This is a genomic window from Billgrantia montanilacus, from assembly GCF_003336675.1.
Taxonomy (GTDB): Bacteria; Pseudomonadota; Gammaproteobacteria; order Pseudomonadales; family Halomonadaceae; genus Halomonas; species Halomonas montanilacus.
In genome coordinates this window covers 1-25,624 of sequence record NZ_QPII01000016.1, presented here as the reverse complement: position 1 = coordinate 25,624, position 25,624 = coordinate 1, and the positions used below count along the sequence as shown (strand labels likewise).

29 protein-coding genes are annotated in these 25,624 nt (G+C 62.5%); 12 read left to right on the top strand and 17 right to left on the bottom strand.

Going from position 1 to position 25,624, the window contains the following annotated elements:
• Positions 1-178: 178 nt before the first annotated feature.
• Positions 179-916: a glutamine amidotransferase gene (locus tag DU505_RS17500; RefSeq protein WP_114480273.1), complete on the top strand. Its 738-nt coding sequence runs from the start codon at positions 179-181 to the stop codon at positions 914-916.
• On the opposite strand, the gene yejK is transcribed toward DU505_RS17500, so the two are convergent.
• From yejK to DU505_RS17460, 8 genes are all read right to left on the bottom strand, one after another.
• Positions 897-1,913, bottom strand: coding sequence for a nucleoid-associated protein YejK (gene yejK, locus DU505_RS17495; protein ID WP_114480272.1), 1,017 nt, complete (start codon positions 1,911-1,913; stop codon positions 897-899). The two genes, DU505_RS17500 and yejK, sit on opposite strands and share 20 nt — an antisense overlap.
• An 84-nt stretch (positions 1,914-1,997) precedes the next feature.
• Positions 1,998-3,224 carry a GGDEF domain-containing protein gene (locus tag DU505_RS17490; protein WP_181872863.1) on the bottom strand — a complete coding sequence of 409 codons (1,227 nt, stop codon included), beginning with the start codon at positions 3,222-3,224 and terminating at the stop codon, positions 1,998-2,000.
• A gap of 280 nt (positions 3,225-3,504) precedes the next feature.
• Positions 3,505-4,266, bottom strand: coding sequence for an ABC transporter permease (locus DU505_RS17485; protein ID WP_114480270.1), 762 nt, complete (start codon positions 4,264-4,266; stop codon positions 3,505-3,507).
• The gene (locus DU505_RS17480) at positions 4,263-5,186 is read right to left on the bottom strand and encodes an ABC transporter ATP-binding protein (protein ID WP_245948050.1); all 924 of its coding nucleotides are present in this window, start codon (positions 5,184-5,186) and stop codon (positions 4,263-4,265) included. The genes DU505_RS17485 and DU505_RS17480 overlap by 4 nt, the downstream gene beginning before the upstream one ends.
• Positions 5,187-5,598: 412 nt before the next feature.
• Positions 5,599-5,877: a peptidylprolyl isomerase gene (locus DU505_RS17475; protein WP_114480269.1), complete on the bottom strand. Its 279-nt coding sequence runs from the start codon at positions 5,875-5,877 to the stop codon at positions 5,599-5,601.
• 104 nt (positions 5,878-5,981) lie between these two features.
• Positions 5,982-6,302: a hypothetical protein gene (locus tag DU505_RS17470; protein ID WP_114480268.1), complete on the bottom strand. Its 321-nt coding sequence runs from the start codon at positions 6,300-6,302 to the stop codon at positions 5,982-5,984.
• A gap of 103 nt (positions 6,303-6,405) precedes the next feature.
• Entirely contained in the window at positions 6,406-6,753 is a 348-nt protein-coding gene (locus DU505_RS17465; protein ID WP_114480267.1) for a putative quinol monooxygenase, read from the bottom strand.
• Between the two features lie 93 nt (positions 6,754-6,846).
• Entirely contained in the window at positions 6,847-7,134 is a 288-nt protein-coding gene (locus DU505_RS17460) for a DUF1330 domain-containing protein (RefSeq protein WP_114480266.1), read from the bottom strand.
• A gap of 157 nt (positions 7,135-7,291) precedes the next feature.
• Between DU505_RS17460 and trxC the strand changes: the two genes are divergently transcribed.
• From trxC to DU505_RS17445, 3 genes are all read left to right on the top strand, one after another.
• Positions 7,292-7,732, top strand: coding sequence for a thioredoxin TrxC (gene trxC, locus DU505_RS17455; RefSeq protein WP_114480265.1), 441 nt, complete (start codon positions 7,292-7,294; stop codon positions 7,730-7,732).
• A gap of 132 nt (positions 7,733-7,864) precedes the next feature.
• Complete coding sequence (locus DU505_RS17450) at positions 7,865-8,374, top strand: hypothetical protein (protein ID WP_114480264.1); 510 nt, start codon at positions 7,865-7,867, stop codon at positions 8,372-8,374.
• Between the two features lie 159 nt (positions 8,375-8,533).
• Positions 8,534-9,595, top strand: coding sequence for a methyltransferase (locus DU505_RS17445; protein WP_245948039.1), 1,062 nt, complete (start codon positions 8,534-8,536; stop codon positions 9,593-9,595).
• A gap of 34 nt (positions 9,596-9,629) precedes the next feature.
• Here the strand turns inward: DU505_RS17445 and DU505_RS17440 are convergent, their stop codons facing one another.
• The gene (locus DU505_RS17440; RefSeq protein WP_114480262.1) at positions 9,630-10,751 is read right to left on the bottom strand and encodes a site-2 protease family protein; all 1,122 of its coding nucleotides are present in this window, start codon (positions 10,749-10,751) and stop codon (positions 9,630-9,632) included.
• A gap of 36 nt (positions 10,752-10,787) precedes the next feature.
• Positions 10,788-11,654 carry an SDR family oxidoreductase gene (locus DU505_RS17435; RefSeq protein ID WP_114480261.1) on the bottom strand — a complete coding sequence of 289 codons (867 nt, stop codon included), beginning with the start codon at positions 11,652-11,654 and terminating at the stop codon, positions 10,788-10,790.
• 133 nt (positions 11,655-11,787) lie between these two features.
• Between DU505_RS17435 and DU505_RS17430 the strand changes: the two genes are divergently transcribed.
• Positions 11,788-12,807 (top strand): M28 family peptidase, encoded by a 1,020-nt coding sequence (locus tag DU505_RS17430; protein ID WP_114480260.1) that lies wholly within the window; start codon positions 11,788-11,790, stop codon positions 12,805-12,807.
• A 103-nt stretch (positions 12,808-12,910) separates the two neighbouring features.
• Here DU505_RS17430 and DU505_RS17425 read toward each other — a convergent pair whose 3' ends face one another.
• On the bottom strand, positions 12,911-13,381 hold the full coding sequence (locus tag DU505_RS17425; RefSeq protein WP_114480259.1) for an aminoacyl-tRNA deacylase: 471 nt from the start codon (positions 13,379-13,381) through the stop codon (positions 12,911-12,913).
• A 218-nt stretch (positions 13,382-13,599) separates the two neighbouring features.
• Between DU505_RS17425 and DU505_RS17420 the strand changes: the two genes are divergently transcribed.
• Together DU505_RS17420 and DU505_RS17415 are read left to right on the top strand one after the other, a co-directional pair.
• Positions 13,600-14,142, top strand: coding sequence for a PH domain-containing protein (locus tag DU505_RS17420; RefSeq protein WP_114480258.1), 543 nt, complete (start codon positions 13,600-13,602; stop codon positions 14,140-14,142).
• Positions 14,139-15,668, top strand: a complete 1,530-nt coding sequence (locus DU505_RS17415) for a PH domain-containing protein (protein WP_114480257.1) — start codon at positions 14,139-14,141, stop codon at positions 15,666-15,668. The genes DU505_RS17420 and DU505_RS17415 overlap by 4 nt, the downstream gene beginning before the upstream one ends.
• On the opposite strand, the gene DU505_RS17410 is transcribed toward DU505_RS17415, so the two are convergent.
• From DU505_RS17410 to glnH, 6 genes are all read right to left on the bottom strand, one after another.
• On the bottom strand, positions 15,656-16,063 hold the full coding sequence (locus tag DU505_RS17410; RefSeq protein WP_114480256.1) for a glutaredoxin family protein: 408 nt from the start codon (positions 16,061-16,063) through the stop codon (positions 15,656-15,658). The genes DU505_RS17415 and DU505_RS17410 overlap by 13 nt on opposite strands.
• A 79-nt stretch (positions 16,064-16,142) precedes the next feature.
• Entirely contained in the window at positions 16,143-17,069 is a 927-nt protein-coding gene (locus DU505_RS17405; RefSeq protein WP_245948038.1) for a MurR/RpiR family transcriptional regulator, read from the bottom strand.
• Complete coding sequence (locus tag DU505_RS17400; protein WP_245948036.1) at positions 17,038-18,093, bottom strand: C45 family autoproteolytic acyltransferase/hydrolase; 1,056 nt, start codon at positions 18,091-18,093, stop codon at positions 17,038-17,040. Before DU505_RS17400 ends, DU505_RS17405 begins: the two co-directional genes overlap by 32 nt.
• Positions 18,083-18,811, bottom strand: coding sequence for a glutamine ABC transporter ATP-binding protein GlnQ (glnQ, locus tag DU505_RS17395; protein ID WP_114480255.1), 729 nt, complete (start codon positions 18,809-18,811; stop codon positions 18,083-18,085). The genes DU505_RS17400 and glnQ overlap by 11 nt, the downstream gene beginning before the upstream one ends.
• Positions 18,808-19,464, bottom strand: a complete 657-nt coding sequence (glnP, locus tag DU505_RS17390) for a glutamine ABC transporter permease GlnP (protein WP_114480254.1) — start codon at positions 19,462-19,464, stop codon at positions 18,808-18,810. Before glnP ends, glnQ begins: the two co-directional genes overlap by 4 nt.
• 53 nt (positions 19,465-19,517) lie before the next feature.
• On the bottom strand, positions 19,518-20,255 hold the full coding sequence (gene glnH, locus DU505_RS17385; protein WP_114480253.1) for a glutamine ABC transporter substrate-binding protein GlnH: 738 nt from the start codon (positions 20,253-20,255) through the stop codon (positions 19,518-19,520).
• A 369-nt stretch (positions 20,256-20,624) separates the two neighbouring features.
• Between glnH and DU505_RS17380 the strand changes: the two genes are divergently transcribed.
• From DU505_RS17380 to DU505_RS17360, 5 genes are all read left to right on the top strand, one after another.
• Positions 20,625-21,305: a LysM peptidoglycan-binding domain-containing protein gene (locus DU505_RS17380; protein WP_114480252.1), complete on the top strand. Its 681-nt coding sequence runs from the start codon at positions 20,625-20,627 to the stop codon at positions 21,303-21,305.
• A gap of 67 nt (positions 21,306-21,372) precedes the next feature.
• The gene (locus tag DU505_RS17375; RefSeq protein WP_245948034.1) at positions 21,373-21,744 is read left to right on the top strand and encodes a hypothetical protein; all 372 of its coding nucleotides are present in this window, start codon (positions 21,373-21,375) and stop codon (positions 21,742-21,744) included.
• A 52-nt stretch (positions 21,745-21,796) separates the two neighbouring features.
• Positions 21,797-22,888: an acyltransferase family protein gene (locus DU505_RS17370; RefSeq protein ID WP_114480251.1), complete on the top strand. Its 1,092-nt coding sequence runs from the start codon at positions 21,797-21,799 to the stop codon at positions 22,886-22,888.
• A gap of 35 nt (positions 22,889-22,923) precedes the next feature.
• On the top strand, positions 22,924-24,078 hold the full coding sequence (locus DU505_RS17365; protein ID WP_114480250.1) for a serine hydrolase: 1,155 nt from the start codon (positions 22,924-22,926) through the stop codon (positions 24,076-24,078).
• A 230-nt stretch (positions 24,079-24,308) separates the two neighbouring features.
• Complete coding sequence (locus DU505_RS17360; protein WP_114480249.1) at positions 24,309-25,385, top strand: TRAP transporter substrate-binding protein; 1,077 nt, start codon at positions 24,309-24,311, stop codon at positions 25,383-25,385.
• Positions 25,386-25,624: the final 239 nt, after the last annotated feature.

Genomic DNA, 25,624 nt, shown 5'->3' with positions numbered 1-25,624 from the left:
CTTGCTACATTATTGAAGCGCATCGTGTTGCTTCACACTCAAACTAGTCGGGTTTGCGCCGTCACGGCAAACGAGACTTGTCGCCTTGTGCCATTCTCAGTACAAGAAGGAGAGGCCGACGCTGGCTTTTGCCCCAGTCGCGTGCCGTAACGTCTGCAAGAAAAGGAGCTTCTTTCGCATGAAGAGTGTCGTCGCCTTTCGCCATGTCGCTTTCGAGGATCTGGGTATCTTTGAACCGGTTCTCGAAGAGTTCGGCTACCGGATTCGTTATCTGGATCCGGGCCTGCTGGGCCCCGATGCTCTGGAGGCACTGGATGTCGATAGCCCTGAGCTGATGGTAGTGCTGGGAGGGCCGATAGGGGCCAACGACGAGGCGCTATACCCCTTCCTCGGCGCCGAGCTCGATGCCATTCGCCATCGGCTCGATACGGGGCGACCGCTGCTCGGCATCTGCCTGGGGGCACAGTTGATCGCCCGCGCGCTGGGGGGCAGGGTTTTCCCCATGCCCGAGAAGGAGATTGGGTTCGCCGATCTCAGCCTGACCCGGGAGGGACAGGAGAGCTCGCTGCGCCATATCGGCAATCCGGATACCGTATTGCATTGGCATGGCGACATGTTCGAGACCCCACCCGGCGCGGTGCGCCTGGCTTACAGCCATGACTGCGCCCACCAGGCCTTTGCCGTGGGCGATAGCGTGCTGGGGCTGCAGTTTCATCTCGAGGCGGATCCGGGACGAATCGAGCAGTGGCTGATCGGCCATGCCGCCGAGCTCGCGGGGTCAGGCGTCGACCCGGTAGATATCCGTCAGCAGGCGCTGTCGCTGGGGCCGGATCTCGAGCGGCGTGGCCAGCAGGTCTTCAGGGAGTGGTTGATGGCGGCGGAGGCGGCCAATCAACTCATCCCTGCCGCTCCTTGAGCTGCTCCCGTAACCCGTTGGGGACTTTCTTGATGATCAGCCGGTCCTGCGTTTCATCGTATTCGATGCTGGAGCCGAGCAGATGCGAATCGAAGCTGATCGAAACGCCGTTGGAACGGCCGGTGAAGCGGCGAAACTGGCTGAGAGTTCGCTTGTCGGGGGGGATCTCGGGCGATAGCCCGTAGTCGGCGTTGCGGATATGGTCGAAGAAAGCCTTCGGCTGCTGCTCGTCGAGCAGTTCCGAGAGCGCTTCCAGGGTCATGGGCTCGCCGCTGCGCGCCTGCTCGTTGGCATAGTCGAGCAGCACGTCGGTCTTCTCCCGGCTCTGCTCTTCGGCAAAGTCCTCCTGCTCCACATAGTCGCTGAAGGCCTTCAGCAGGGTGCGTGTCTCGCCGGTGGCGTCCACGCCCTCCGTGGCACCGAGCAGTTCGGCGAAGCCCTCGGCCAATTTCTTGCCGCCGCGGTCCCGGGTCCAGGAGAGATACTGCCGGGATGGTGAGTCGCTGCGCCACTGGCTGAGATTGATGCGCGCCGCCAGGCTCATCTGGGTCAGGTTCAGCTGTGCTGAGGGTACTACGCTGTGTTCGGTATCGATGGCGTAACCTTCGCGGTGATGAAGCAGGGCCAGGCTCAGGTAGCGGGTGTCGCCATGCTGATAGTCGACGAACAGCAGGTGTCCGGAGATCGACAGGTGTGCATCGAGCAGTTCGGCGATGCGCTGTGCCACGCCACGGGTGAAGGCGATGAAGTCGCTGTGGCCATCCAGATAGCTTGCCAGCTCCCGGGGGAACCGCAGCTCCTGCGTTTCCTCGACGTCCTGCTCGAGCTTGAAGTGACCCCAGGCTTTGGGCTTGGCATGGTAGGCGTCGTTGAAGCCGGCCAGAAGATCTTCCAGGGAGTCCGAAACCGCGGGTTCGGCAGGCGCCGGATGCAGGGTGGCGGGCTGCTCGCCGGATGCCTTGGCGATGCGGTGGATGATGCTGTGCAGTATCGGCATGGAGTGTCCGGGCAGAAGGGCAGGAAAGCGATGATACCCCCCACGGGGCTGAGTTCAACCCGGCAACTGACTGGACACGGCCACTCAGGCTTCGATGGCGTCCCGGGATGAGGGGGAGCCAGCTACCACGACACGGTTGCGCCCCTGTGCCTTGCCTTCGTAGAGTGCCTCGTCGGCGCGGAGCAGGGCCGGAGTGAGTGTCGTTTCATCCTCCTCCACACGACTGATTCCCACCGTGACGGACAGTACGGCAGTATCGCTCAGCATGGGCAGGGAGAGTAGGGACACTTTCTTGCGTAGCCGTTCGGCAATGGTGGTGGCAGTGGTGGTATCGGCCTGGGGTAGGGCGATGACGAACTCCTCACCGCCGTAACGGCCGATGATGTCCGTTTCACGCAGCACCGACTCGCAGCAGGAAGCCACCGTGGCCAGGACAAGGTCGCCCACCGCATGGCCATGATGATCGTTGAGTTCCTTGAACAGGTCGATGTCGACCATGCAGATGGCCAGCGGTATCCCTTGACGCCTGGAGCGATTCAACTCTCGCTCGGCCAGCTCGAAGAAGTGGCGGCGGTTGGCGATTCCGGTCAGGTGGTCGGTGCTGGCCATGATACGCAGCTGCTGTTCCAGCAATCGCCTTTCCTCGATCTCGGATTGTAACTGGCGATTATTTTCACGCTCCTCGACCAGCAGGGCGAACTGCCTGCGCTGAAGTCGGTTGAGTCGGTTTAGCGTCACCCAGCCCAGCAGGTTGGCGAAGCCCAGCAGCAGCAGGCCGCTGGCGAGCATGCCAGGCGAGAGATCGGACCAGTAACCGAGCGCGACGGTAAAGCCGAGGAGGAGATAGGCATTCCAGGCAAGGATCCACGGCAGGCGGTTGGGTACGAGCAGGTAGAGCGTCGTACTGGCGACCACCATGGTGGCGATATGCAGGCCGACGGGGCCCGGATGCAGCGGTATGGTGAGAAGAAGCCCGCTGATGCCGACGAGGTAAGCGAGGTTCACCGGTAACCGGCGATGTGCCAGTGCTGGCTGCAGCTTGACCGCCATGGCCAATGCCATACAGCAAAGAGCAACGAACGTGCGGATGGCCAGCAGTGCGAGAAAGTCACTGCCAACGCCGAGCAGGGTGACGTCAGCCAGGATAAAGGCGAGGAAAATGACGGCAATTGCCAACAGAGCATAGCAAAGCTGCTGGGCATCCTGCGCCAGCATGGTGCGGCGGTGTAACGCTTCCAGCGCCGCATCCTGAAACTCGCTGCGCCAGTCGAGAAGAGGCGCCTCCCTGGCCTCGTTGTTGCCAGCAGCCATCGACTCTTTCCTTGAAAGGATGCTGTTCACAGCGCCTCGACGCCGCGACAGACTCCTTCCGCTTATCGTTCTTGTCGGTCTTCCGCGGAGCCGGTTCCCTGGATGCGCCGCTTCGTTGCACACATCAAGCATGGACGCGAGTCTTGCACTTTACCAGCGTCTCCTGTGCGCATTCGCTACACAAAATTACACGATGGCCGGAAAAAGTTGCAAGCAGCCCGCAAGAAACGGCTGAGGTCTCCAGTTGCCGGATGCCGCGGCAGTCGACAGAGGTGCCGGCTCATGGCTTGAGACGATAGCCGGTCTTGAATATCCAGTTCACCACCGCCAGCGAGACTCCCAGGAAAGCCACGATCATTAGCACGCTGGCCCAGATGCTGACATCGCCGCTGCCGTAGAAACTCCAGCGAAAGCCGCTGACCAGGTAGACCACCGGGTTGAGCAGCGTCACCGTTTGCCAGAAGGGAGGCAGCATGTCGATGGAGTAGAAGGTGCCACCGAGGAAAGTCAGCGGCGTGACCACCAGCAGTGGCACCAGCTGCAGCTTCTCGAAGCCGTCGGCCCAGATGCCGATGATGAAGCCGAGCAGGCTGAAGGTGAGGGCGGTGAGCACCAGGAAGAGCAGCATGACCAGTGGGTATTGGATGGTAAAGGGCACGAAGAGGCGTGCCGTGCCGAGCACGATCAGGCCCAATATCAGCGACTTGGTGGCCGCCGCACCGACGAAGCCCAGGACGATCTCCAGGTAGGAGATGGGGGCCGAGAGGATTTCGTAGATCGAGCCCGAGAAGCGGGGAAAGAAAATACCGAACGAAGCGGTGGAGACACTCTGAGTCAGCAGCATCAGCATGATCAGCCCGGGCACGATGAAGGCACCGTAACTCACACCATCCACTTCGCTGATGCGCGATCCGATAGCGGCGCCAAAGACCACGAAGTAGAGCGAGGTGGATACCACCGGTGAGACGATGCTCTGCAGTACGGTGCGCAGGCTTCGTGCCATCTCGGCCAGATAGATGGTCTTGACGGACTGCAGGTTCATGCTCTCTCCCTGACCAGGCTGACGAAAATTTCCTCCAGCGAACTCTGCCGGGTATGCAGATCCTTCACCCGGATGCCGGTAGCCTCCAGGTCGGCAAGCAGGCCGGCGATACCGGTACCTTCCTCCTGCCGTGCCACATCGTAGGTGTAGACCAGGGCATGGCCCTCCTCGGTTAGCGCCAAGTCGTGGCCGGCCAGTGCCGCGGGGACCTGGTCCAGTGCATGGTCCAGGTGGAGGGTCAGTTCCTTGCGGCCCAGCTGGCGCATCAGCGCCGCCTTCTCTTCCACCAGCACCAGCTCGCCACGCAGGATCACTCCGATGCGGTCGGCCATCTCCTCGGCTTCCTCGATGTAGTGGGTGGTCAGGATGATGGTGACCCCCTGGTCGCGCAATTGGCGTACCACCTCCCACATCTCGCGGCGCAGCTCCACGTCGACGCCGGCGGTGGGCTCGTCGAGAAACAGCACCTTGGGCTCATGGGCCAGTGCCTTGGCGATCAGTACCCGGCGCTTCATGCCGCCGGAGAGCTCCAGCAAGCGGTTGTTGCGCTTCTCCCACAGGGTCAGGGCGCGCAGGACGTTCTCGATATGTGCAGGGTTCTTGGGCTTGCCGAACAGCCCGCGACTGAAGCTCACCGTATCCCATACCGTGGTAAAGGCCTCGTTGGTGAGCTCCTGCGGCACCAGGCCGATCATGGCCCGTGCCTGGCGGTAGTCGGCCACGTTGTCATGGCCATCGACCTTGACGCTACCGCTGCTCGCCCGCACCAGACCGCAGATCACACTGATCAAGGTGGTCTTTCCCGCGCCATTGGGGCCGAGCAGGGCGAAGATCTCACCGCGCTGGATCTCCAGGCTGACGTTCTTCAACGCCTGGAAACCGCCATCGAAGACCTTGTCGAGCTGCTCCACCTGGATCATCGGGGAGCCGGTGGTCTCGCTTTGTCCTGGGGCAGCGCGATCTTCTGGCGTGCTATCGTCAGGCATGGTCGTGGGCAGGTGATTGAATGATATTGTCATGCGTCGTCCCTGTTTCCGTAAGGAAGCACCGCACCTTTGTTCAGTGCTTCCTTGGAGAACGAACCAATGGGCACCATCGTAACGCGAGATGTCACCCGGCACAGGCTGTGGAACCAAAAAAGCCGCCGTGACGGGCACGTGCGGCTTCTCCTGGCTGTCGCCACTCTTCAGGGAAACGCTGCACAAATCGACGAGCGAGATGAAGCACAAGGCGCACGGAGCGCAGGAGCCGGAGCATATGGGGTATATGTGAGGGCTTCGAGCACCGCGCAACGCCGTGATTCGCTCGCGCAGGCATTTGTGCAGTGTTCCCTTAGCTGCGGCTGGTGATTTCCAGCAGATGATAGCCGAACTGGGTCTTCACCGGGCCGTGAACCTTGTTCAGCTCGCCGGAGAAGACGACCTCGTCGAACTCACGAACCATCTGGCCCGGCCCGAAGCTGCCCAGATCGCCGCCCTGGGCGCTGGAGGGGCAGGAGGAGTTCTCTTTCGCCACCTCGGCGAAATCGCGACCGCCCTCGATCTCGGCCTTGAGGGCCTCACACTTCGCTTCGCTGCTTACCAGAATATGACGCGCGGTTGCCCTGGCCATGTTGCACTCTCCAAAATTGGCGTCTTGCCGATGAAAGGAGGAACAATTCTATCATGCCGACAAGCCAGGCGGCGCTGCCGGTGGGTTCGGTTTCACCGGTGTCTTCACTCCCCGGTTCCGATCCTTAGCCGCAGTGCCTGAAGCCCATCGAGTTCGACCCGCATTTCGTCCGAAAAGATCGGGTGGCCGATGACCCTGATGTTCAGCGTGGCCTCGGCGCCGCGGTAGGTCACGGTGGCCGAGATCCTGGCGTCCGAGGTGATCGGCGCCAGCGGGCCGTAATGGATACGTTCCACTTCGAGTGCGGTGAGGCCGCGGTCATCGATCTGCCGTTCGATGGCTTGCTTCATCGCCACGCCGTAGTAGAAGTAGAGCCCGCCATAGGCCAGGCTCACAATCACGATAAGGGAAAACAGGCGCCCCATGGGGACCTCCTTGAAGGCTGGCGGTATGCTGGGGTGGTTAACTCACAGGTTACAGGCGGGAGCCGCGGCTCCCGCCCGCTTCGCGGCAGTGTGCGATCAATCACTATAGCTGGGGGGCATCGAAATCGATCGGTTCGTCGGTGTAGACGCAGACATTGGCCGCTTCGATATCACCTTCGGGAGACTCGACCTGTGCCTGGAAGAACTGCTGGATCTCGCGGCGCTGGCAGTGCGCCTCGAAGGCTTCACGGTTGGCCCAGATCTCGTGGAAGACGATGGGATAGCTCTCCCCCTGGGCGAAGGGATTGTCGATCTGGCGGGTGACGGTATAGAGCAGGCAGGCATCCTCACGATGAGCGTTGGGCTCGAGCGCCTGAAGCGCCTTGAACACGGCCTCTTCCCGACCGGGCTTGGGCTTGAAACTGGCGGTACAGTAGATCTTCTGTGACATGGTAACTCTCAGCGATAAAATGGGATCGGGTCGATAGCACGCGGACGATATCATAAGGTGTTGTCCGAAAATGTCCGCAAGCGGAGAAGACGGCTAGGCTTGGTAGGCCGCCAGGTCGACCATTGCGGCGGCATCGCGCAGTGGGATCAGTACCTGATAGGCGGGGGAGGCGTACCAGCCGTGGATCGATTCCAGGTCGGGGAAGGAGAGCACTACCAGGTTGCTGTGCTGCGGCTGGCCCGCCAGCACGGCGGCCTGTTTGCCACGCAGCATGAGTTCGCCGCCCCAGGGAGTGAGGGTGGCTGGCACCTCGGCGACGTACTGTGCCCATTTTTCGGCATCCCTTATGGTGACGCTTCCCACAACATAGGCTCTGCTCATTTCTCGTCTTCCCCCTTGATGGATGTCGCCATGCCTGCAAACACGCCAACCTTATCATTCCGTACCGGATGATGGCGGCACCTTTGCTCAGCAAAGCTTGATGGACGCGGGCTGTGGCATCATCTTGTCATCAATCCCACGCAGAGGAGACCCCTTCATGTCCGCTTCACTCATTCTTGGCTGCCCCAGCTGTGGCGCTGTCAACCGCGTCAGCCAGGCGCGTCTGGGCAATGGCCCGAAATGCGGCAGCTGCAAAAATCGGCTTTTTACCGGCGAGCCGGCTGAGCTAACCCAGGAGAATTTTCGTGCCGTGGTCGAGCGCAGCGAGATGCCGGTGGTCGTGGACTTCTGGGCCAGCTGGTGCGGACCCTGCAAGACGATGGCACCGATATTTGCCGATGCGGCGAAGGAACTCGAACCACGGATGCGATTCGCCAAGCTGGATACCGAAGCCCAGCAGGCGTTGGCGGGGCGCTTCGGCATTCGCAGCATTCCCACCCTGATCGTTTTCCGGGGCGGCCAGGAAGTGGCGCGGCAACCTGGCTTGTTGCAGGGGCCTCAGCTCCGCGAATGGCTGCAACCGTACCTCCTGACCTGAGCCCCGCTCGACAAGAACGAGCATGATGAGGGCTATACCGGTTACCCTGAAGAGAGGCTCACGCAATCGCATGCACGCCAGGGGTTAGCTGGCGCAGAGCGAGGGTAGCCTGGCACAGGCAAGGGGGAAGGCATGAGGCATTGGGGAGCGATTTTACTGGGCACCATCCTGGCTGCCGGACTCTGGTCTTCACCGGCCGCTGCGGAGCGCCTGGAGGGTGAGCTCGATGGCGCCGAGCGGGAGTGGTTCATCCTGCGTGAGGACGGTGACGCCAGCGCCACCTTTACCGATATGGGCGGTGGTGATTTCCATATCGACATCGTTGGCTTCGTCGACCCCGATGGCAGGAAGAGCCGAGACTCGCTCTCCATCAGCGTGGCCCTCAAGGACGGCGAGGTGGCTCATTACGATATACTCAACCTGATCGGCACCTCGGCCATGCCGCCCGTGTACACCTCTGAAGGGGCCGACGTGCGGCTGACCCTGGAGTCCTTTGCGGTCGATGGTGGCATCGCTCGGGTGGTTGGCCGCGTGCAGGGCACCCTGGCCTTGCAGGAGGCCCTTGGCGAGGAGCCGAACCTGGAAGAGGGTGTCGATGTCGCCGTGGAGTTCGATATCGCTGCCTCCCGAATCGAGTATTAGGCGCTGTCTGCTCATCGTCGTCTTGCCTGTCTCACCGAGCTGCTCTCCCGCTGGCAGCCGCTTTGGCGACCGCTGCCGTTTCAGTACTCCCATCTGCCCTGGCTCGACGACTTTCCAGCACTTGGCGAGGCCCTGCTGGGGCTGAGTGAGCAGGACGCCGTGCGACTGCAGGACTCCCCCTTTCACGCCTCGCCGCTGGACGAATGGCTGCCGGTGGCAGAGCTCGGGGCACTGGTGGACCTGCCGATACTCACCGCTCCTCCAGTCTCGCTGCCGCAGGCGTGGGGGCAGCATGTTGGTGGGCGCAAGTGGCGCCAGATCGAAGCCTTCGTCGAGCAGGTGCGGCTGAGGCCACGGGAGTCGCTGGTGGAGTGGTGTGCCGGCAAGGGACACCTGGCTCGTACCCTGGCACGGCGACATGCCATCGACGTCACCGCCCTGGAGTGGCAGCCTACCTTATGTGACGAGGGGCGCGGGCTGGCGCAGCGGCAGGGCGTGGCGGTGGAAATGTGTCAGTTGGATGTGCTTGCCTCGCCCCTGGCTGCGCCGCTGACGGCGCAGACCCATATTGTCGCGCTGCACGCTTGTGGCGATCTACATGTGCGACTGCTCGAAAATGCCAGCGAAACGGGGAGCCCGGTTACCCTGGCGCCTTGTTGCTACCACCGTACCCGTGACGAGGTCTATCGGCCCCTTTCTCGACGTGCCAGAGAGCTGTGTGCGGCCCACCGGCTGGCGTTCTCCAGGGAAGACCTGGCCATGTCGGTACAGGAGACGGTAACGGCGCCAGGTGGGGTTCGGCGAAGCCGGGAGCGGGCCAGCGCCTGGCGGCTCGGCTTCGATGATCTGCAGCGCCAGGTGCGCGGCATCGATACCTACCTGCCCTTGCCCAGCCTCGCCTACGGTCGCATGCCCGAGGACTTTACCGGGTTCTGCCAATGGGCGGCGCAGCAGAAGGGACTGTCGCTACCATTGGGCGTCGACTGGGCCGGCTTCGAGGAGGCCGGTTGGCAACGTCAGGCCCGGGTAAAGCGCCTGGAGCTGGTGCGCCACCTGTTCCGGCGCCCGCTGGAGGTCTGGCTGGCCCTGGACCGCATGATGCTGCTGATGGAGTCGGGATTCGATGCCGAACTCGGCATCTTCTGCGACCGGGCGCTGACACCACGCAACCTGCTGCTGAGAGCTGCCAGGCCAGGTGATCGGTTCATCGCCAGCGCTTGATTCCGGCACGGTGAGTGTGGCTAGGCGCTCCGACTCAATGCTTCACTTCAAGATGAAGCTCGATCATCCGCAGCAGGCGCTGGCGGTCAATCCAACCGCAGGCGCGACCCTCCGCCATGACCGGTACCTGGTTAAGGTTGTACTCGTTCATCAGCTGCAGGATTTCGTCGGCCTTGGCCTCTGGGGTGACATGATGCAGCTTGTCTGCCGGCGTCATGATGTCGCTCACCGGGATCCAGGACCATTTCTCCTGAGGTATGCGTCGCGTGTCGCTCAGAGAGACCAACCCCAGTACCTTCGTAACATCCCCCACCAGGAATGCACGTCGACCGGAGGGCAGTACCTGCTCGCGAAGCCACTCCTCGATGGGGCGGCTTGCAGGAACAATAGGGACGTCTGGGTCGGCGAGATCAAGGGCCTGGACACCCGCCATGCGATCGCGCAGCTGGTACATGCGGCTCTGGGCGTGGTTCATGGTAAGCAGGAACCAGGCAATCAGCAGGATCCAGAGCCCACCGACCAGGTTGCCCATGACCAGCATGTTCCAGAGCGCCAGTCCAAACAGCCCGTAGGCCAGGAAGCGGCCGCTGGCGATGGCGGTCTCATTGCCCCGTTGGTTGCTGCCTGTGATCTTCCAGACCAGGGCGCGCAGCACCCGTCCCCCATCCAGGGGGAAGCCGGGGATCAGATTGAAGATCGCAACGACCAGATTGATCATTGAAAGCCAGCTGAATGCCACGGGAATTGGTTCGTACCAGCCGCCGGTCACCCCAGCCAGTACGCCGAACAGAGCCGCCAGTGCAAAGCTGACCGCTGGTCCGGCTACGGCAATCCAGAACTCGTCGTTGGCCTGTTCCGGATCACGGCTCATCTGCGCCATGCCGCCGAAGATAAACAGGGTAATGGCGGTGACCGGCACACCGCGTCGGATCGCCACCAGGCTGTGGCCCAGTTCATGGGCCAGGATGGAGGCGAAGAAGATCAGTACCGTGACCAGCGCAGTGACGACGGCATCGGCCGTGGTCCAATGCGGGTACTGTTGCTGAAGCCCCGTGGTCATGCTGACCATCACCAGTGCGAAGATGATCAGCCAACTGACATGAATTTCAAGTCGGATGCCACGGAAATACCCCAGCACCCATACCGATTTGAACATGTTGGATCTCCCGGTTTTTCTCGCCCTGCAACGGGCTCACGTTTCCCGCTCCCCGCGCGTCGCTCGCAGTAGGACCCGGTCCATGCCGCGTGTGGTCAGGATACGCTTCAGGGCCGCGAACAGGTGGGTCGGTACCGTGATGTGGTAACGGGCCTTGGGCCGTCGGCTCTCCAGGGCATGGATCAGCTTGTGAATCACCGCGTCGGCTTCGAGGGTGAAGGGAGCCGATGGCCCTTCCCCGGCCAGGCGGGCCTCCAGGGCGCAGTAGGTGGCGGCGTGATAGCTTGACGCGGCATTGATGTTGTCGCGAAAGGCGCGGTAGGCGTTCTCGCGGAAGCGGCTGGCGATGGGGCCGGGTTGCAGCAGGCTGACGTGGATACCGGTGCCGTAGAGTTCCTGGCGCAGGGTGTCGGTCAAACCTTCGAGGGCAAACTTGGAGCAGATATAGGCGCCGCGGTAGGGCAGGGCGGAAAAGCCAAGAACCGAGCTGTTCTGAACGATGCGTCCGCCGCCCTGTTCCCGCATTACCGGGATGATCCGTGTCGTCAGTTCATGGGTGCCGAGCAAGTTGGTTTCCAACTGCTCACGCAGCACCGAGCGTGAAAGATCCTCCACCGCCCCTGGCTGGCCGTAGGCACCATTATTGAACAGCGCATCGAGGCGACCGCCGGTACGTCTCAGGGTTTCGTCGACCGCTGTCGCGATCGAGTCACTGCAGGTCAGGTCAAGCAGCAGCGCGTCGAAGCCCTCTTGCTGCAGTCGCGCAACGTCGTCTTCCCGTCGTGCCGTGGCGAACACCCGCCACCCTCTCTGCGCCAGGGTTGTGGCCGCGGCGTAACCGATGCCGCTGGAACAGCCGGTGATGAGGATACTCGGCGATGCCGAGGCCATCGAGTCTGCCATGTACGTTTTCCTTGCAGGAGCCAGTGAGATACGCCGATAGCGTATACCATGAGGAGGTCCCTGCCTCGAATCGATGTGTATCGGCTTCGAGCTGGCTAGAGCGGTATAGCGATAGGCGGACAGGAGGTCGGCCATGAAGCGTAACCCTATCCCTATCCTGCGCTTGAGCACGCTGCTTGGGCTGCTCCTGGTCCTGCTCCTGCTGTCGCTGGGAGGAGGCTACAGGATGGTATTGCACATGCCGGGGGCGTCCTATCAGGGCGACCCTCCTCCGCTGGACACTCAGGCGCAAGCGCTGCGCGACCGGCTCCGCGGCCATGTCCTGCAGCTGGCCGGCGAGATTGGCGAGCGTAATTACTGGCACCCCGATGGGCTGCATGCAGCCGCCGACTATATCGAGCACGCCTTCCGGGAGGCAGGCCATGAGACGCTTCGTCACGCCGTGCCGACCGGAAACCGGGAGTACCATAACGTGGAGGTACGGCTCGCGGCTGAGCGACAGGATGCAGAGGTGCTGGTCGTTGGTGCCCACTACGACACGGTGCGGGGTAGCCCGGGCGCCGATGACAATGCCTCCGGCGTGGCCGTGCTGCTCGAGCTGGCTCGACTCCTCCAGGACGTGACCTTAGACCACTCCCTGCACCTGGTTGCCTTCGTCAACGAGGAAATGCCCTTCTTCGGAACCGACGCCATGGGCAGCCTGCGCTATGCCCGCCAGGCGAGGGAGCAGGAGATGCATATTGCCGGCATGATATCGCTGGAAATGCTGGGGTATTACACCGCTGCCCCCGACAGCCAGCAACACCCACCGCTGCTCGGCCATTTTTATCCGCATCGGGGCGACTTCGTGGCCTTCATCGGCAACCTTTCCTCCCGGCCACTCGTGCGTAGGGCCATCGCTGCATTCCGGGAAAGTGCCCAGGTGCCCTCGGAAGGACTGGCTGCTCCCGAGCTGATTGGCGACATCCGTCGCTCGGATCATTGGGCATTCTGGGAAATGGGCTACCCGGCCATGATGATCACCGATACCGCCAACTTCCGTAACCCGCACTACCACGGCCCTGACGATACCCCCGACCGGCTCGATTATGACACCATGGCCAGGGTCACCGTGGGCCTGGCCAGAGCGCTGGAGGCGATGGCACGGCGCTGAGTCCCGGCCTACCCCTGCAAGAAGACGGGCCACGATACGTGTGAACGTGACCCGGGATGGTTGAATGTGCGCGGTTGGAAAAGGCCGGGTATGGGAGGCTACGTCAGTGGTGGCGGCTGAACTGGCCGTGGGGACTGTCGCCCATCAGGCGTTCGAATTCAGTGCCGCTCATGTGTAGCAGCGTCTCGTGATCACCGGCATCGAAATAGATATCCGACTGATAGCGGAGCATGTCATCGACATAGACTTGCAGCCCGTAGGCCTGACCGACAGGCGTCGTGGCGCCGGGGTCGCAGTCGCTGAAGCGGCGCTTGATCTCCTCTTCCGAGGCGAGCTCGACATTTTCATTGAACAGCCGTGCGAGGCTCTCCAGGTCGGCATCGCAGGTGCTCGGCAGCACGGCAACCCGGTAACCGGAATCGCAATGCAGCATGACGGCCTTGGCGAGCTGATCGCCGGTAATGTGCGACTGCTCGGCGAGTCGACTGGTGCTCACTTCACGGGGATGCTTGAGCTCCTCGTAGTCGATGTCACAGGCTCTCAGGTACTCCCGTATGGTCATCGGGATGGACATGATACCGTCTCCTTCGGCCGCCAGGGCCGTCGATCAGCGAATGATATGCCTCCCTCAATGCATCGATTCTCCACAGTCAAAGCGTAGTTCCTAATCACTGCTTGCTACACTCTTTTGACGTCTCCAGGTTGCCAATTGCGGCTTGCCGGCATCTGATATTGTCGGGAGAGCCACCGATAGCCGCTGGCGAACAGGTCGTTGAAGCAACAGGAGTCACCGTGACGTTTGATAACCCCTCGCTGGACCCCGAAGGCTTGCCGAAAGTGGAGCACGCACCGCTGACACCGGTGTCCCGCCGTCTGGCCCCCTGCCAGGCCGTGCTTCGCCTGATCCACTGGGCCTTCATCGTGGTGGTGGCCTGGGTCTTTCCCGTGCAGCATGAGCTGCTTGCAGAATGGCAACCGTGGCTTGCCGCGGCAGTGGCGGGCCTGGGGGTGATCATCATCGCGATGGGGTGGGTAGAGGCCCGCGGTCGCGGCTATGGCCTGCGAGAGCACGATCTGATCTACCGGCGCGGCCTGCTGGTGCGTCGTACCCAGGTACTGCCGCTGGTGCGTCTGCAGCATGTCGAGACCCTGAGCAACCCCGTGGAGCGCGCCTTCGGCCTGGTCAGGCTGGCTTGCTTCACGGCCGGGGGCAGGGGCGCCGATCTGCTGCTCGAGGGCCTGTCGGCGGAGCGTGCCGAAGCGGTCAAGCGGCATCTGCTGACTCGCCTGGAGGCGTTGCCGTCGGCGATATCACCCAAGCCGGATACGCCATGAGCCGTAGGCAGGATGCCCACTCCGACCAGGTGGCGCTGTCCGGTTGGCAGCGGCTTTCCCCCTGGGCCGTGGTGCTGCTGCTGATCAGCGCCGGGGCGACGCTGGTGCGCCAGCACATGCCGCTGCTGCTAGGCGCCGGGGCAGGCCTGGCCATGGTCGAGCGGTTCGGGCTGCGCGAGCTTGCCCTGGGGGGCGTGCTGTTGTTGCTGGTGGCCGGACTGCTGAGCCTGCTCTACTACCGGCGCTTCCGCTTTCGACTCGATGACGATGTACTGATCGTCCAGAAAGGACTTTTCGAGCATCGGGAGTTCAAGGTGGCGGCCCATCATGTACAGCATATCGCCGCGCACCAGCCGGCCTACATGCGCCCCTTCGGCCTTGTGCTCTGGGAGGTGGAAACGTTGGCCGGGGAGGCGTCGAGCATTCAGCTGCCGGGTATTCGTCGCGACACTGCCGAAGCGCTGGGGCAGGGGCTGAGGGGCGCGGATATCGCCGCTGAGGAGAACGCACCCTCTTTCGGCGTCAACGGCCGGACTGGGGCCGGGCAAGCCGTCGTGCGATTTGCCATCTCCCCGGGAGCGCTCGTGCTCCATGGGCTGACCAGCCGTTCGATCTATGTCATTGCGGCGATGCTGTCGCCACTGATCCGGCCGCTGGAGCGCTGGATCCACGACAGCCTGCCTCAGCTCGACCTGCAGGCGTGGCTGCCCGAGTCGACGCTGCTGGCGATTGGGCTGGGTGTGCTGGGGTTAGTGGCCGTGTTGGCGCTGCTTGCCGTGCTGGCTGCCTGGTGGCGCTTTCACGGCTATGTGCTGCGCGATGACGGCGATCGGCAGGTTCAAGTCAGCGGTCTGTTCGCTCGCCAGGAGCAGGCCCTCTCCCTGTCCCGACTTCAGGTGGTGGAGTGGGTGCAGACCGGGCTTGGGCGTCTGCTGGGTCGAGGCTATCTGGTCTGTCATCAGTTCGGCGCTGTGGGTGGTGGCGGAGCGGCAGAGTCGCGTCGGTTCGTGGTGCCCGGCCTGTCGACGGAGCAGGGCAGGGAGCTGACCGCCGTCCTGTGGCCAGGCTTGAGCATGGTTCAGCCGCTGGCCCGGGTCGACGTCATCTATCGCCGCGTGGTGCTGCTGCGCCTGCTGTTGGGATCGTCACTATTGCTGCTGGCTGTGCTTGGCATGGTCGGTCCCAGTGGGCTCCATGCTGCGGCCTGGGGAGCGGCAGCCGCCACACTGCTGGTGATCTCGGTCGGGGTGGCGCAGTTGCGCTGGATGGCCATGGGCTGGGCGAAGGAGGGTGAGCACATGCGCATCCGGCAGGGGCTCTGGGGCCAGCGTACCAGTATCTTCCCGCTGCAGAACCTGGTCTCGGTCGGCATCCAGCAGAGCTGGCTGCAACGGCGGCGCGGGGTGGTCACGCTGCAGCTCGATCTGGCCAATGGCCGCCTTAGCCTGCCGTATCTGCCGGAGCAAGTGGCATGGGCGCTGGCCAATCGGCTATTGGCCAGCGTGGAGGTCGGTCAGGCCGCCTGATGCTGTGCGTCGCCAAAACGATGATGCAGCCAGGCGTTGATGGCATCGGACTCGTAGAGCCACTCGTCGTGTCCGTCTTCGGAGGCGATCCGCAGGCAAGGCACCTTGATGCGGCCGCCCCCGGTTTCCAGTGCCTGGCGATGTGCCAGATCATTGCGAGCATCGCGCAGCTCGATCTTCAAGCCCAGCCGTGCGATCTCCTTGCGTACCTTGATGCAGAACGGGCAGCTCTGGAACTGGTAGAGCGCCAGTTGGGTACAGGCGTCGTCGACGTTGGCCCGCGCTTCGGGAGAGCGTTCCACCGCGGTCGGCGTGCTCAGTTTCTCGGAGGCCAGCAGGATCGGCGATAGCACCAGGCGCACGCCGCGGAAAAAATAGCGAATCAGGATTCTCATGGGATATCCGGTGGTCTCGGTCGTGAATGAATGGGCTCAGGGAGGTCATGATGCCGTTCTCGGCGCCGGGATGCCATGGTCAGCCGATTTCGATGTCGAGCTGGTCGATGAGCTTGTCGCGGCGGGAGAGTGCTTCGGCTGCGCCGTCCCCACCCACGGTGGCGCAGGCATTGACCAGGCATTCCGCTGCGCCGAGAAACGTGACCATGCTGTTGGAAATGAAGCTCGACTCATGGGGCGCCAGGATGGCGATCTCCGAGTGGCGAACGAGGGGGGAGCTCGAGTAGTCGGTCACGACGATGGTGCGAATGCCGTTGTCGTGTGCCGCTCGACATACGTCGATCACATGGCGCGTATAGGGCTTGCAGCTGGCGGCGATCAGCACATCGCCCGCCGTCATCGATGCGAGACCCTCGGCCACGCCCAAACTGTCATCGCTGAGCAGGCCCACGTCCGAGCGGATCATGCCGAGCCCATAGGCCAGAAAGCTGGAGAAAGCGTGAAACTGGCGCATGCCATGGAGGCGTACCCGTCTGGCTCCCATCACAGTGGTGGCGAATGCGTCGAGATCCTCGTTGGTCAGCCCTTCCATGAAGCGTTCGATGTTGAGCTGATGCTCCCCGCATAGCTGCCTGGCCTGTGCCTGCAGGTCCTGCTTGTCGGCTGCCAGCGCCGCAGTGGCGTGTTGGCGATAAAAGGAACGGGTCGGGGTCAGGCTGGAACTCAGCAGCAGGCTCTGCAATTCGCCGAAACGTTCGTATCCCAATGCCCGGGCCAGCCTCGAGATTGTCGATGGATTGACGTTCAGGCGGCGGGCCAGGGAGGAGATCGACAGCAGCGACTGGTCGCCCCGCAGTTCTATCAGCTGCGACAGCACCTCACGGGCACGGGGGCCCAGGTGTAGGTCGGTTTCGCCGCGAGAGATTGCGATGGACAGGGCCTGCAATTCCTCGAGGGTACGAGGCGCCTGACCTTCATTGTTCGAAGAGTAATCTGTCGGTGCCATGAAGTGGTCTGCGTCTCCCCGGGGTGTGAACTTCCCATTGAATGCGATCATTAAGCAGGCGAAAGATACCAGTCGCAAGGGTGTTCTCGCGATCCGGGTCGTCCGGTTCACGTCGATAGATCGGCAGGCCCTCGCCGCCCGTATCCATGAGGATGGTGAGGGGATCGCGTTCGCCGGCGGTGATCAGTTCGCTCCCTCGTGACTGGCGGTCGTGGGAGGAGCCCGTGACGATCTGGCGCGTGTGGCGCCAATCGTGATGGAGCGCGTGGTTGGCATGGATCATGGCCCTGTCCACGTGGCGATGCGACACCTGGCCGGCACCGACCTCGATCGAATGCAGCCGCGGATCGCCGCGCTGAGCCAGGGTGAAGTGAAAGCCACCACTAGCCGGGGCTTGCTGCAGGAGTTCCCGGATCGCGTCCAGCGAGGTCAGCGAGAGCATGGCGCGACCCAGCACCATGCGCGGCACCCCTGGCGGGACGCGTTTCAGGCGCAGGTTGTTCACCGTCTGAACGATACCTGCCGCCGTCAGCGCGAAGGTATGTCCCGGGATGGAGCCGGGATAGCAGAAGGCCAGAAAAGCGGGTGCCTCATCGGGCTTCACGTTGGCCAGGAAGCTGTCGCCATCGAAGAAGGGAAGGCCATCCTCGTTGTGGGCAATGCAGGGTTCGGGGCCGGGCAGCATCACGGTGGTGCAGCCGTCGGGGCTGTTGGCCAGCAGGTCGCCTCGGCAGTTCCAGGCGAAGACTGCCTGGAAGGGCAACTCCAGGCCTCGGGCCAGCCCATGGATCTCTTCCACCACGGCGGGATGGTGGCGAAGGCTATGGTCGAGCATCTGCGCCACCCGGCGGTGATGCCGCTCGCTGGTGACGTCTTGCCAGATATCGCTTTTCACCAGATTGTCGTGTACCGCACGGTGCCCGTGCCGGCCCAGGGTCAGGCCGGTCTCGAAAGGCCCACCGCTGGACGACACCAGCGGCAGGCCGGCAGCATCCTCGGCCATGGAGGAGGAATCAATGGACATGACGCAGAAAATCCTTCAGCCGTGGGTTACTGTCACCGGCCAGGATCTCGTGGGGGTGGCCATCCACAGCGATCTTGCCGTTTTCCATGAAGATCAGCCGTGAGCCAACCTGCTTGGCAAACGACATCTCATGGGTCACCACCACCATGGTCATGCCTTCCTCGGCCAGGTTGCGCATGACATTCAGCACCTCCTGCTTCAGTTCAGGGTCGAGCGCCGATGTGGGCTCGTCGAACAGCATTACCTTGGGTTTGACGGCGAGTGCCCGGGCAATAGCGACCCGCTGCTGTTGTCCCCCCGAGAGCTCGTTGGGGAAATGGTCGGCGCGATCCTTGAGCCCGACCTTGTCGAGCAGCGCCAAGGCCTGGGCCCTGGCCTCCTGCGTGGACTGTCCGCGGACATGCTTGGGCCCGAAGGCGACGTTGTCCAGGGCCGTCAACTGAGGGAAGAGGTTGAACTGCTGGAACACCATGCCCGCTTCCTGGCGAATCTCGCGCAGCTTTGCATAGCCGGCCAGTACGCTGATGTCGTCTACCAGAAGGTCGCCACCGGTGATCATTTCCAGGCCGTTGATGCAGCGTAGCAGGGTCGATTTTCCCGACCCGGAGGGTCCGATCAATACGACCACTTCACCCTGGTCGATATTGAGGTCGACTTCGTCGAGTACCTTGAGCGCACCGAAATGCTTGGAGACGTTCTTGAATTCGATGATGCTCATAGGATCTTCATCCTTCTCTCGATATAGCGCAGCATCAGGGTGAGGGAACCCGTCATGATCAGGTACATCACCGCGATGGCGCTCCATATCTCCACGGCGCGGAAATTGGCTGCCATGATCTCCTGGCCGGTCCGGGTCAGCTCACTGACACCGATCACGATGAACAGCGACGTGTCCTTGAGACTGATGATGAACTGATTGCCCAGCGGGGGGATCAGCCGACGAAACGCCAGCGGACCGACGATATGCACCAGTACCTTCCAGCGCGGCAGGCCGAGCGCCAGGCCGGCCTCGGCAAGCCCTCGGCTGATCGATTGCAGCGAACCACGGACGATCTCGGCAATATAGGCACCGGCATTGACGATGATGGCGATCATTGCCGCCGTCAGAGGGTCGATGCGAATACTGGCCAGCACCGGTAGGGCGAAGTAAAGGAACATCACCTGAACCACGATGGGTGTTCCGCGAATGACTTCGATGTAGAACATCGCCGTGTAGTTGAGCAGCCAGTTGCCATAGGTTCGCATGAGGCCGGCTATTGCGCCGACCACCATGCCGCCGGACAGCCCGACCAGGGTGATGAAAAGGGTCATCTTGGCACCGTTCAGCAACTGCGGCATGAAGGTGGCGATGACGGACCAATCTGTATTCATCGTATACCTCGGATCTCGTCAGGGGCGTCGTTGAGGAAGTGCAGCGAACGGCTTCACTCACTCGGACGGGAACCGAACCACTTTTCAAAGATCTCGTCGTAGCGGCCATCGTCACGCATGGCTGCAAGCGATGCGTTCACATCCTCGACCAGTTCGCTGCCCTTGGGAAAGCCGATGCCGTACTCGTGGGCCATCATCTGTTCGCCAACGGCCTTGACCTCTCCATCGCCGGCAGTAGCGATGTAATAGAGCACGTTAGGTGTGTCATGCATGGCGGCATCGACACGACCCGAACGCAGTTCAAGGTAGGCGTTGTCGATATTGGGGAGCAGGCGCAGCTCGGTCTCGCTGAAATGCTCCTGGGCATAGTCGGCGGCGGAGGTGCCCATGCGCAGGGCAATTCTCTTCCCGGCCAGGTCGTCGGTGGTTTCGATTTCACTGTCCACAGGGACCATCAGGGTGAAACCGCTGTCGTAGTAGCCGTTGGAGAAGTCGATAACTTCGGCGCGATCCTCGCGGATGGTGATACCGGCCAGGGCAACATCGACCTGATTGGTTTGAAGGGCCGGGATGATTCCCGAGAAGTCCATGGGACGCAGCTCGTATTCCCAGTCATTGTCCTTGGCGACGGCGGCCCACATGTCGATGTCGAAACCAACGTATTCACCGTCCTGCATGAATTCGAAAGGTACGAAGGCGGTATCGGTGGCGACGATCAATTTGTCCGCAGTGGCGGCAGAAGCTACGGCCAGGGATAGGCCGAGGGCGGACCAGGTAAGCAGCTGTTTCATGATGTCTTTCCTCTTGTCGTTGTTGTGCGGCATAGAGATGCCGTTGTCGGCATCCTGCAAATATATTTGCGCATAAGGCAGGTAACAGCAAGATATTTGCGTAAAGAAATGTTTCTGTCGAGAGGGTCAGAGTTACCCTGTACAAATGCAGTGCTGCTGAAACAGCCTGACCTGATTTATGTTGAAGCCTCGGCGGGCAACTTGAGTTCTGGCTGTCCATACTGGTTCCGTGGGCTGCGCTTGCAGGCCCTTACAGGCGGGTTCATGCCTTTTCAGAAAGGTGTTTGACGAGTCAGAGCAAGAGGTTGCAGACAGAGCTTTTGCAGCTCGAACTTTTGCAGACAGAAATTCTGCAGGGAGGTATCTGCCATGAACGATCCTATCATCACGTCCACTGAGCCGAGACGATATGGGCCGGTCGGCAGCTTGCTGGCGGCCGTCCTGCTGGTGTTCACTCTCTCCGGCGTCGCCACTGCCCAACAGGACGAAGAGGCGACCGATGCCGAAGCGACCCGGCAGGCCGAGGAGGCGACTGAAACGAGCACCGACATGGCCGCTGAAGAGAACGGTGACGCCGAAGCCCCGGACGACCCGGCCACGAACGGGCAAGCCGATGATCTATCGGCTCAGTTGGAAGAGCGCGAAGCCCAGTTGCGCCAGGCCCAGCGCGAGCTGGCCGCACTACGAGCGCGCCTGCCGCAGGAGGAGGGTGGCGATCTTGATCTCGATTCGGCCGTCAATTCGGCTCGCCTGACGGCCGAAGCCTTACGCTCGGCGCGCAGTGGACTGCTTCGTGCCGGCGGCAGCGATGCGGGGCTCGAGGAGAACATCGACGAGCTCATCGAAGAGCTGGCGCGAGACCAGACCCTGGTCGCGCGTGGTCGCGGTGATACGCTATACGAGGTACGGCGTGGAGAGACCCTGGCCGGCATCGCGGGACGCTATTATGGCGACAGCAATCGCTGGGAAGAGATTCATGAAGCCAACGCCCATGTGCTGCGCAACCCGGATCTGGTCTGGCCGGGCTTGATGCTCGTGTTGCCCCGCTGAGCACAAAGGCTGTCATCAAGGGCACGGTTTCGGCTGTCGGTATTGCCGGAGGGAGAGGGAGGACGAGATGAATCGTCTGGGAAAGCCAATCGAGTCGGAGGGGCGCATCGGGCTTGCTGTCGGCGCCTGTCTGCTGTTCCTGGCGGCCTGCAGTGGCGAGGATAGCGTGGCGGAAGTAACGCTGGCCGTGCTGGCGTCCAACCCGGCGTCCCATGATGGCGCCACGGTTGCCACCGAGGGCGTCGTGCGCCACTTTGAAGAGCCACTGCATTACTGGATCGAGGATCAGGATCTCAACCGCGTTGAAATCTTCCCTCATGAGGAAATTGCGCCGCATCTGGGCGAACGCGTGCGTGTCGTCGGCCATTTCGAATATTCGGCCATGGAAGGGCGTCGGCTGACACTGGAGCATGTCGAGCCGTTGAGCGTGCCGGAGTGAGCGCGGATAAGGAATTCGTGACATGCGAGGGAAGGCATTGAGGGAAGGCCTCATGCAGTGCCCCGTGCTGCCGTCGTCGCCGGGGCGTATAGAGGCGATCGATCTGGCGCGCGGGTTTGCCATCGCGCTGATGATCCTCAGTCATGCCGTCAGCGGCTTGTTGGGCATTCGACAGGTGCCCGACTGGGGCATGGTGCCGATTCACCTGCTGACCAAGTTCTCCTCGTCGCTGTTCATCATCGTCTTCGGCATCGCCCTGGCCGTGGCCTTCCTGCCGAAGTGCGATAGCCCCGCGTGGCCGCGAAGGCGCCTGAAGCTGATGCTTCGTGGACTGCTGGTGCTGTTCTGGTACAAGGTGCTGACCGTCGTGGAGATGATGCCGCTCTACGCACCCGAGGATATTCTCGACACCCTGCTTTATCAGCGTTTTCCCATCTGGGTCGAGATCCTCGGCTTCTACGCCATCGCACTGCTGTGGATCCCCTGGGTACTGCCCCTGTGGCGTAGAATGCCCCTCTGGTCGCGCCTGGCCAGCCCACTGCTGGTTGCCCTCCTGGCGGGGTGGCTCGAGCGTTACTTCGGCTTCTGGGGCATCGAGCCGCTCAAGGCGATACTGGTCGAGGATGCTGACCACTACACCTGGGGCCAGCTCTCGCGGCTACCGCTGGTGATGGTCGGATTGCTGATCGGCGAGACGGTGCTGCGCAGCTACTGGCAGCCGGTGGCGCGCCGTCGGCTGGTGCTGGGGCTGGGGGGGGTCGGGACGCTGCTGCTGCTGGGTTTCGTGGCGGTGTCGCTGCCCGCGCTCGATGAGGCACTGATGGAGGTCGCCTGGAATGTCGGCAAACACCCTCCGGAACCGTCTTTCATGCTATTCAGCGTGGGCGGTGCGCTGGTCATTCTCGCGCTCTGCCTGCTGGGTGGAGGCGCGGCGGCAGCCTGGCTGAAACCGATCACGGTGGTCGGCTCCGATGCGCTGATGGCTTTCATCTTCCATATCGTGGTGATCTTCCTGATCTTTCGCTTCCTGCTGGGGTACTGGCAGGTATTCAGTTACCCGCAGGTGTTGGGCCTTGGCCTGGCGCTGGTACTCGCCACCGCGGGTTGGATCGGCCTGACCCGCTGGTTCCGCAAGTACGCCTGACGGGCTCGATCATTGCCTTGCAACGGGTATCCGCTATGTCTCGATGGATTTTTCCGCCGCGCTTGCCGCTGCTTGTCGTCTCACTGCTTATCGTCTCGCTGCTGGCAGCGCCGCTGTGGGCATCGCCCGGCACCGGCTGGACGGAGCGGCTCGAAGCCAGTGTCGCGACTGAGCCGACGTGGGCCAAGCGCCTTGAGGCGCGCCTGGCTCTGCTCGAGGCGGGCTTCGACGGGGAGCTTGGCGTCCATGTCTGGAAACTGGGCAATGAAGGACCGGACGAGCGCTACGGCTGGCGTGACCAGGAAACCTGGTATCTGGCGTCGCTGATCAAGGTGCCGGTGGCCATCGAGCTGATGGCACGGGTCGAGGAGGGGCGCGTCTCGCTCGATGATCGACTGGTGCTGCGCCGAAGCGATTACGTCGACGGTGCGGGCCCCACCAACTGGTCCTCGCCCGGCAGCGCACTCTCCCTGCGTGAGTTGCTCGAGTCGATGCTGATGGTCAGCGACAATACCGCCAGCGATATGCTGATACATCACCTCAGTATAGACAGCGTTAACCACCGGGCCCGGTCATTGGTAGAAGGCCCCGCCGGGCTGGGGGCGATCACGACCCTGGTGGACGTTCGCCGTCATGTCTACCGCCACCTCCATCCCGGTGCCTTTGCGCTGACCGGGCTCGACTTCATCGAGCTGCGCAAGCTGGAGAGCGACGATCAGCGTCTCCAGTGGCTCGCCAGGCGACTGGGGGATGCGCGTGACGCGCTGCAGTTGACGTCATTGGATGACGCCTTCCGAGCCTACTATGGGACCGACCTCAACGCCGGTCGACTCGATACCTTCGCCGAGCTGCTCGCCGCGCTGGGTGAGGGCAGGGCGCTGGGTGAGGGCAGGGCGCTGGGGGACGAAGCCACTGCGGAACTCATGGCGATCCTGTCACGTACCAGCAGCGGAAAGAGGCGGCTCAAGGCGGGGCTGGGCCGTGACATACGGTTCGCGCACAAGACCGGTACCCAGCATCGGCGTGCCTGCGATGCCGGTATCGCCACCCATGGCGAGGGTAGCGCCCGCCAGCGGGTCGTCGTTGTGGCCTGTGCCCGCGGGGTACTCAACGTGGCTCGCTCCGAACAGATACTGGCTGCGGTGGGGCGGGCACTCTACGAATCGGGTGTCTTTGTCGACGCCCCCTGACGGCTGTCTGCCATCCTGCATGCAACGAAAGTCTAGGTGGTGTTGCCGCTATAAGCGTTGACAGCTTCCATCGCTGTGACTAGCCTCAATGTATTGGATGTTACCGGTAACAAGTTGTTTGCCACCAGCATCCGATTTGTCCCTGACCGATGGTTCATGTCGGCCAGGGGCGAGCAGTTGAATACGCTTCGATGACCCAACTCATAACGACAATCCTTGGAGAATTCGCCATGACACGCTACTGGCGCACCACGCTCACACTGGCCGGCGCGGCCACGCTCACTCTCGGCATGGCGCATGCCCAGTCACCGGAGCTGTCCGATCCGCCCGCCATCGATGGCGCTGTGCTCGACGATCACGGCAGCCATACCATCCGCATGGGCATCGGCCTGGCCGAGACCTCACCGCAGTACCTCTCCAGCCGCTATTTTGCCGATATCCTTGCCGAGCGTACCGACGGCCGTATCACCGTCAATATTTTCCCCAACAGCCAGCTCGGCGACGACGTGCAGATGATGGAGATGCTGCAGACCGGCACCCTGGACATGAGCTATCCCTCCTCATCGCCGGCCACCACCTATGTCGAGGAGCTGGCGGTGTTCGACCTGCCGTTCCTGCTGCCGACCCGGGAAGCCGCCATCGCGGTAATGAACAGCGACGTGGCCCAGGAGATGCTCGATGCCTTCGACGGCACCGGCATCAAGGCGCTGACCTTTTCCGAGAACGGTTATCGTCAGCTCTCCAACAGTGCACGTCCGGTGGCGTCGCCCGATGACGTGGCCGGGCTGGATGTGAGCGGCCTGACCGTCCGCACCATGGAGAACCCGGTGCACCTGTCGATCTGGCAGACACTCGGCGCCAACCCCACGCCGATGGCGTTCGGTGAGCTGTTCTCGGCCATGGAGCAGGGTGTGGTCGACGGGCAGGAGAACCCCTGGAGCACCATCCTGACTTCCAACTTCCATGAAGTGCAGGATTACGGCTCCGAGACACGCCACGTCTACACCCCCTTCATCATGATGATGTCGGAGCGTACCTGGGACCGCCTCGACCCGGCCTATCAGGAGTTGGTACAGGAAGCGGCCCGTAAGTCGGCCGAGTATGAGATCCAACTGGCCGCCGAATACGACGACTGGGCCCGTGACCAGCTCGAGGAGCGGGGCATGCAGATCACCCGTCTCGACGACGACCAGATCGCCGCCTTCCAGGAAGCGGTACAGCCCGTCTACGACGAGTGGGGTCCGCGCATCGGTGAGGACCTGATCGCCAGCATTCAGGAAATTGCCAACGCTGCCGGCAACGACTGATTCCTCCTCTGGACTGATTGTGGCGGAGCAAGGGGCAGGTTTGCCCCTTGCTCTACCACCGGAGCACTGCATGATCTCATCCCCTCCTCCTCCCGATCCCTCCGAATATCTCGACGACCCCAACCGCAAGGCACTGGAGATCGACATCGAGGCGCGCAAGGGACCGGCGCTGTTCCGTTGGCTGACCGTGCTCATGGAGCATCTGATCGCCGCAATCCTGGTGGCGCTGATCGTGTCGG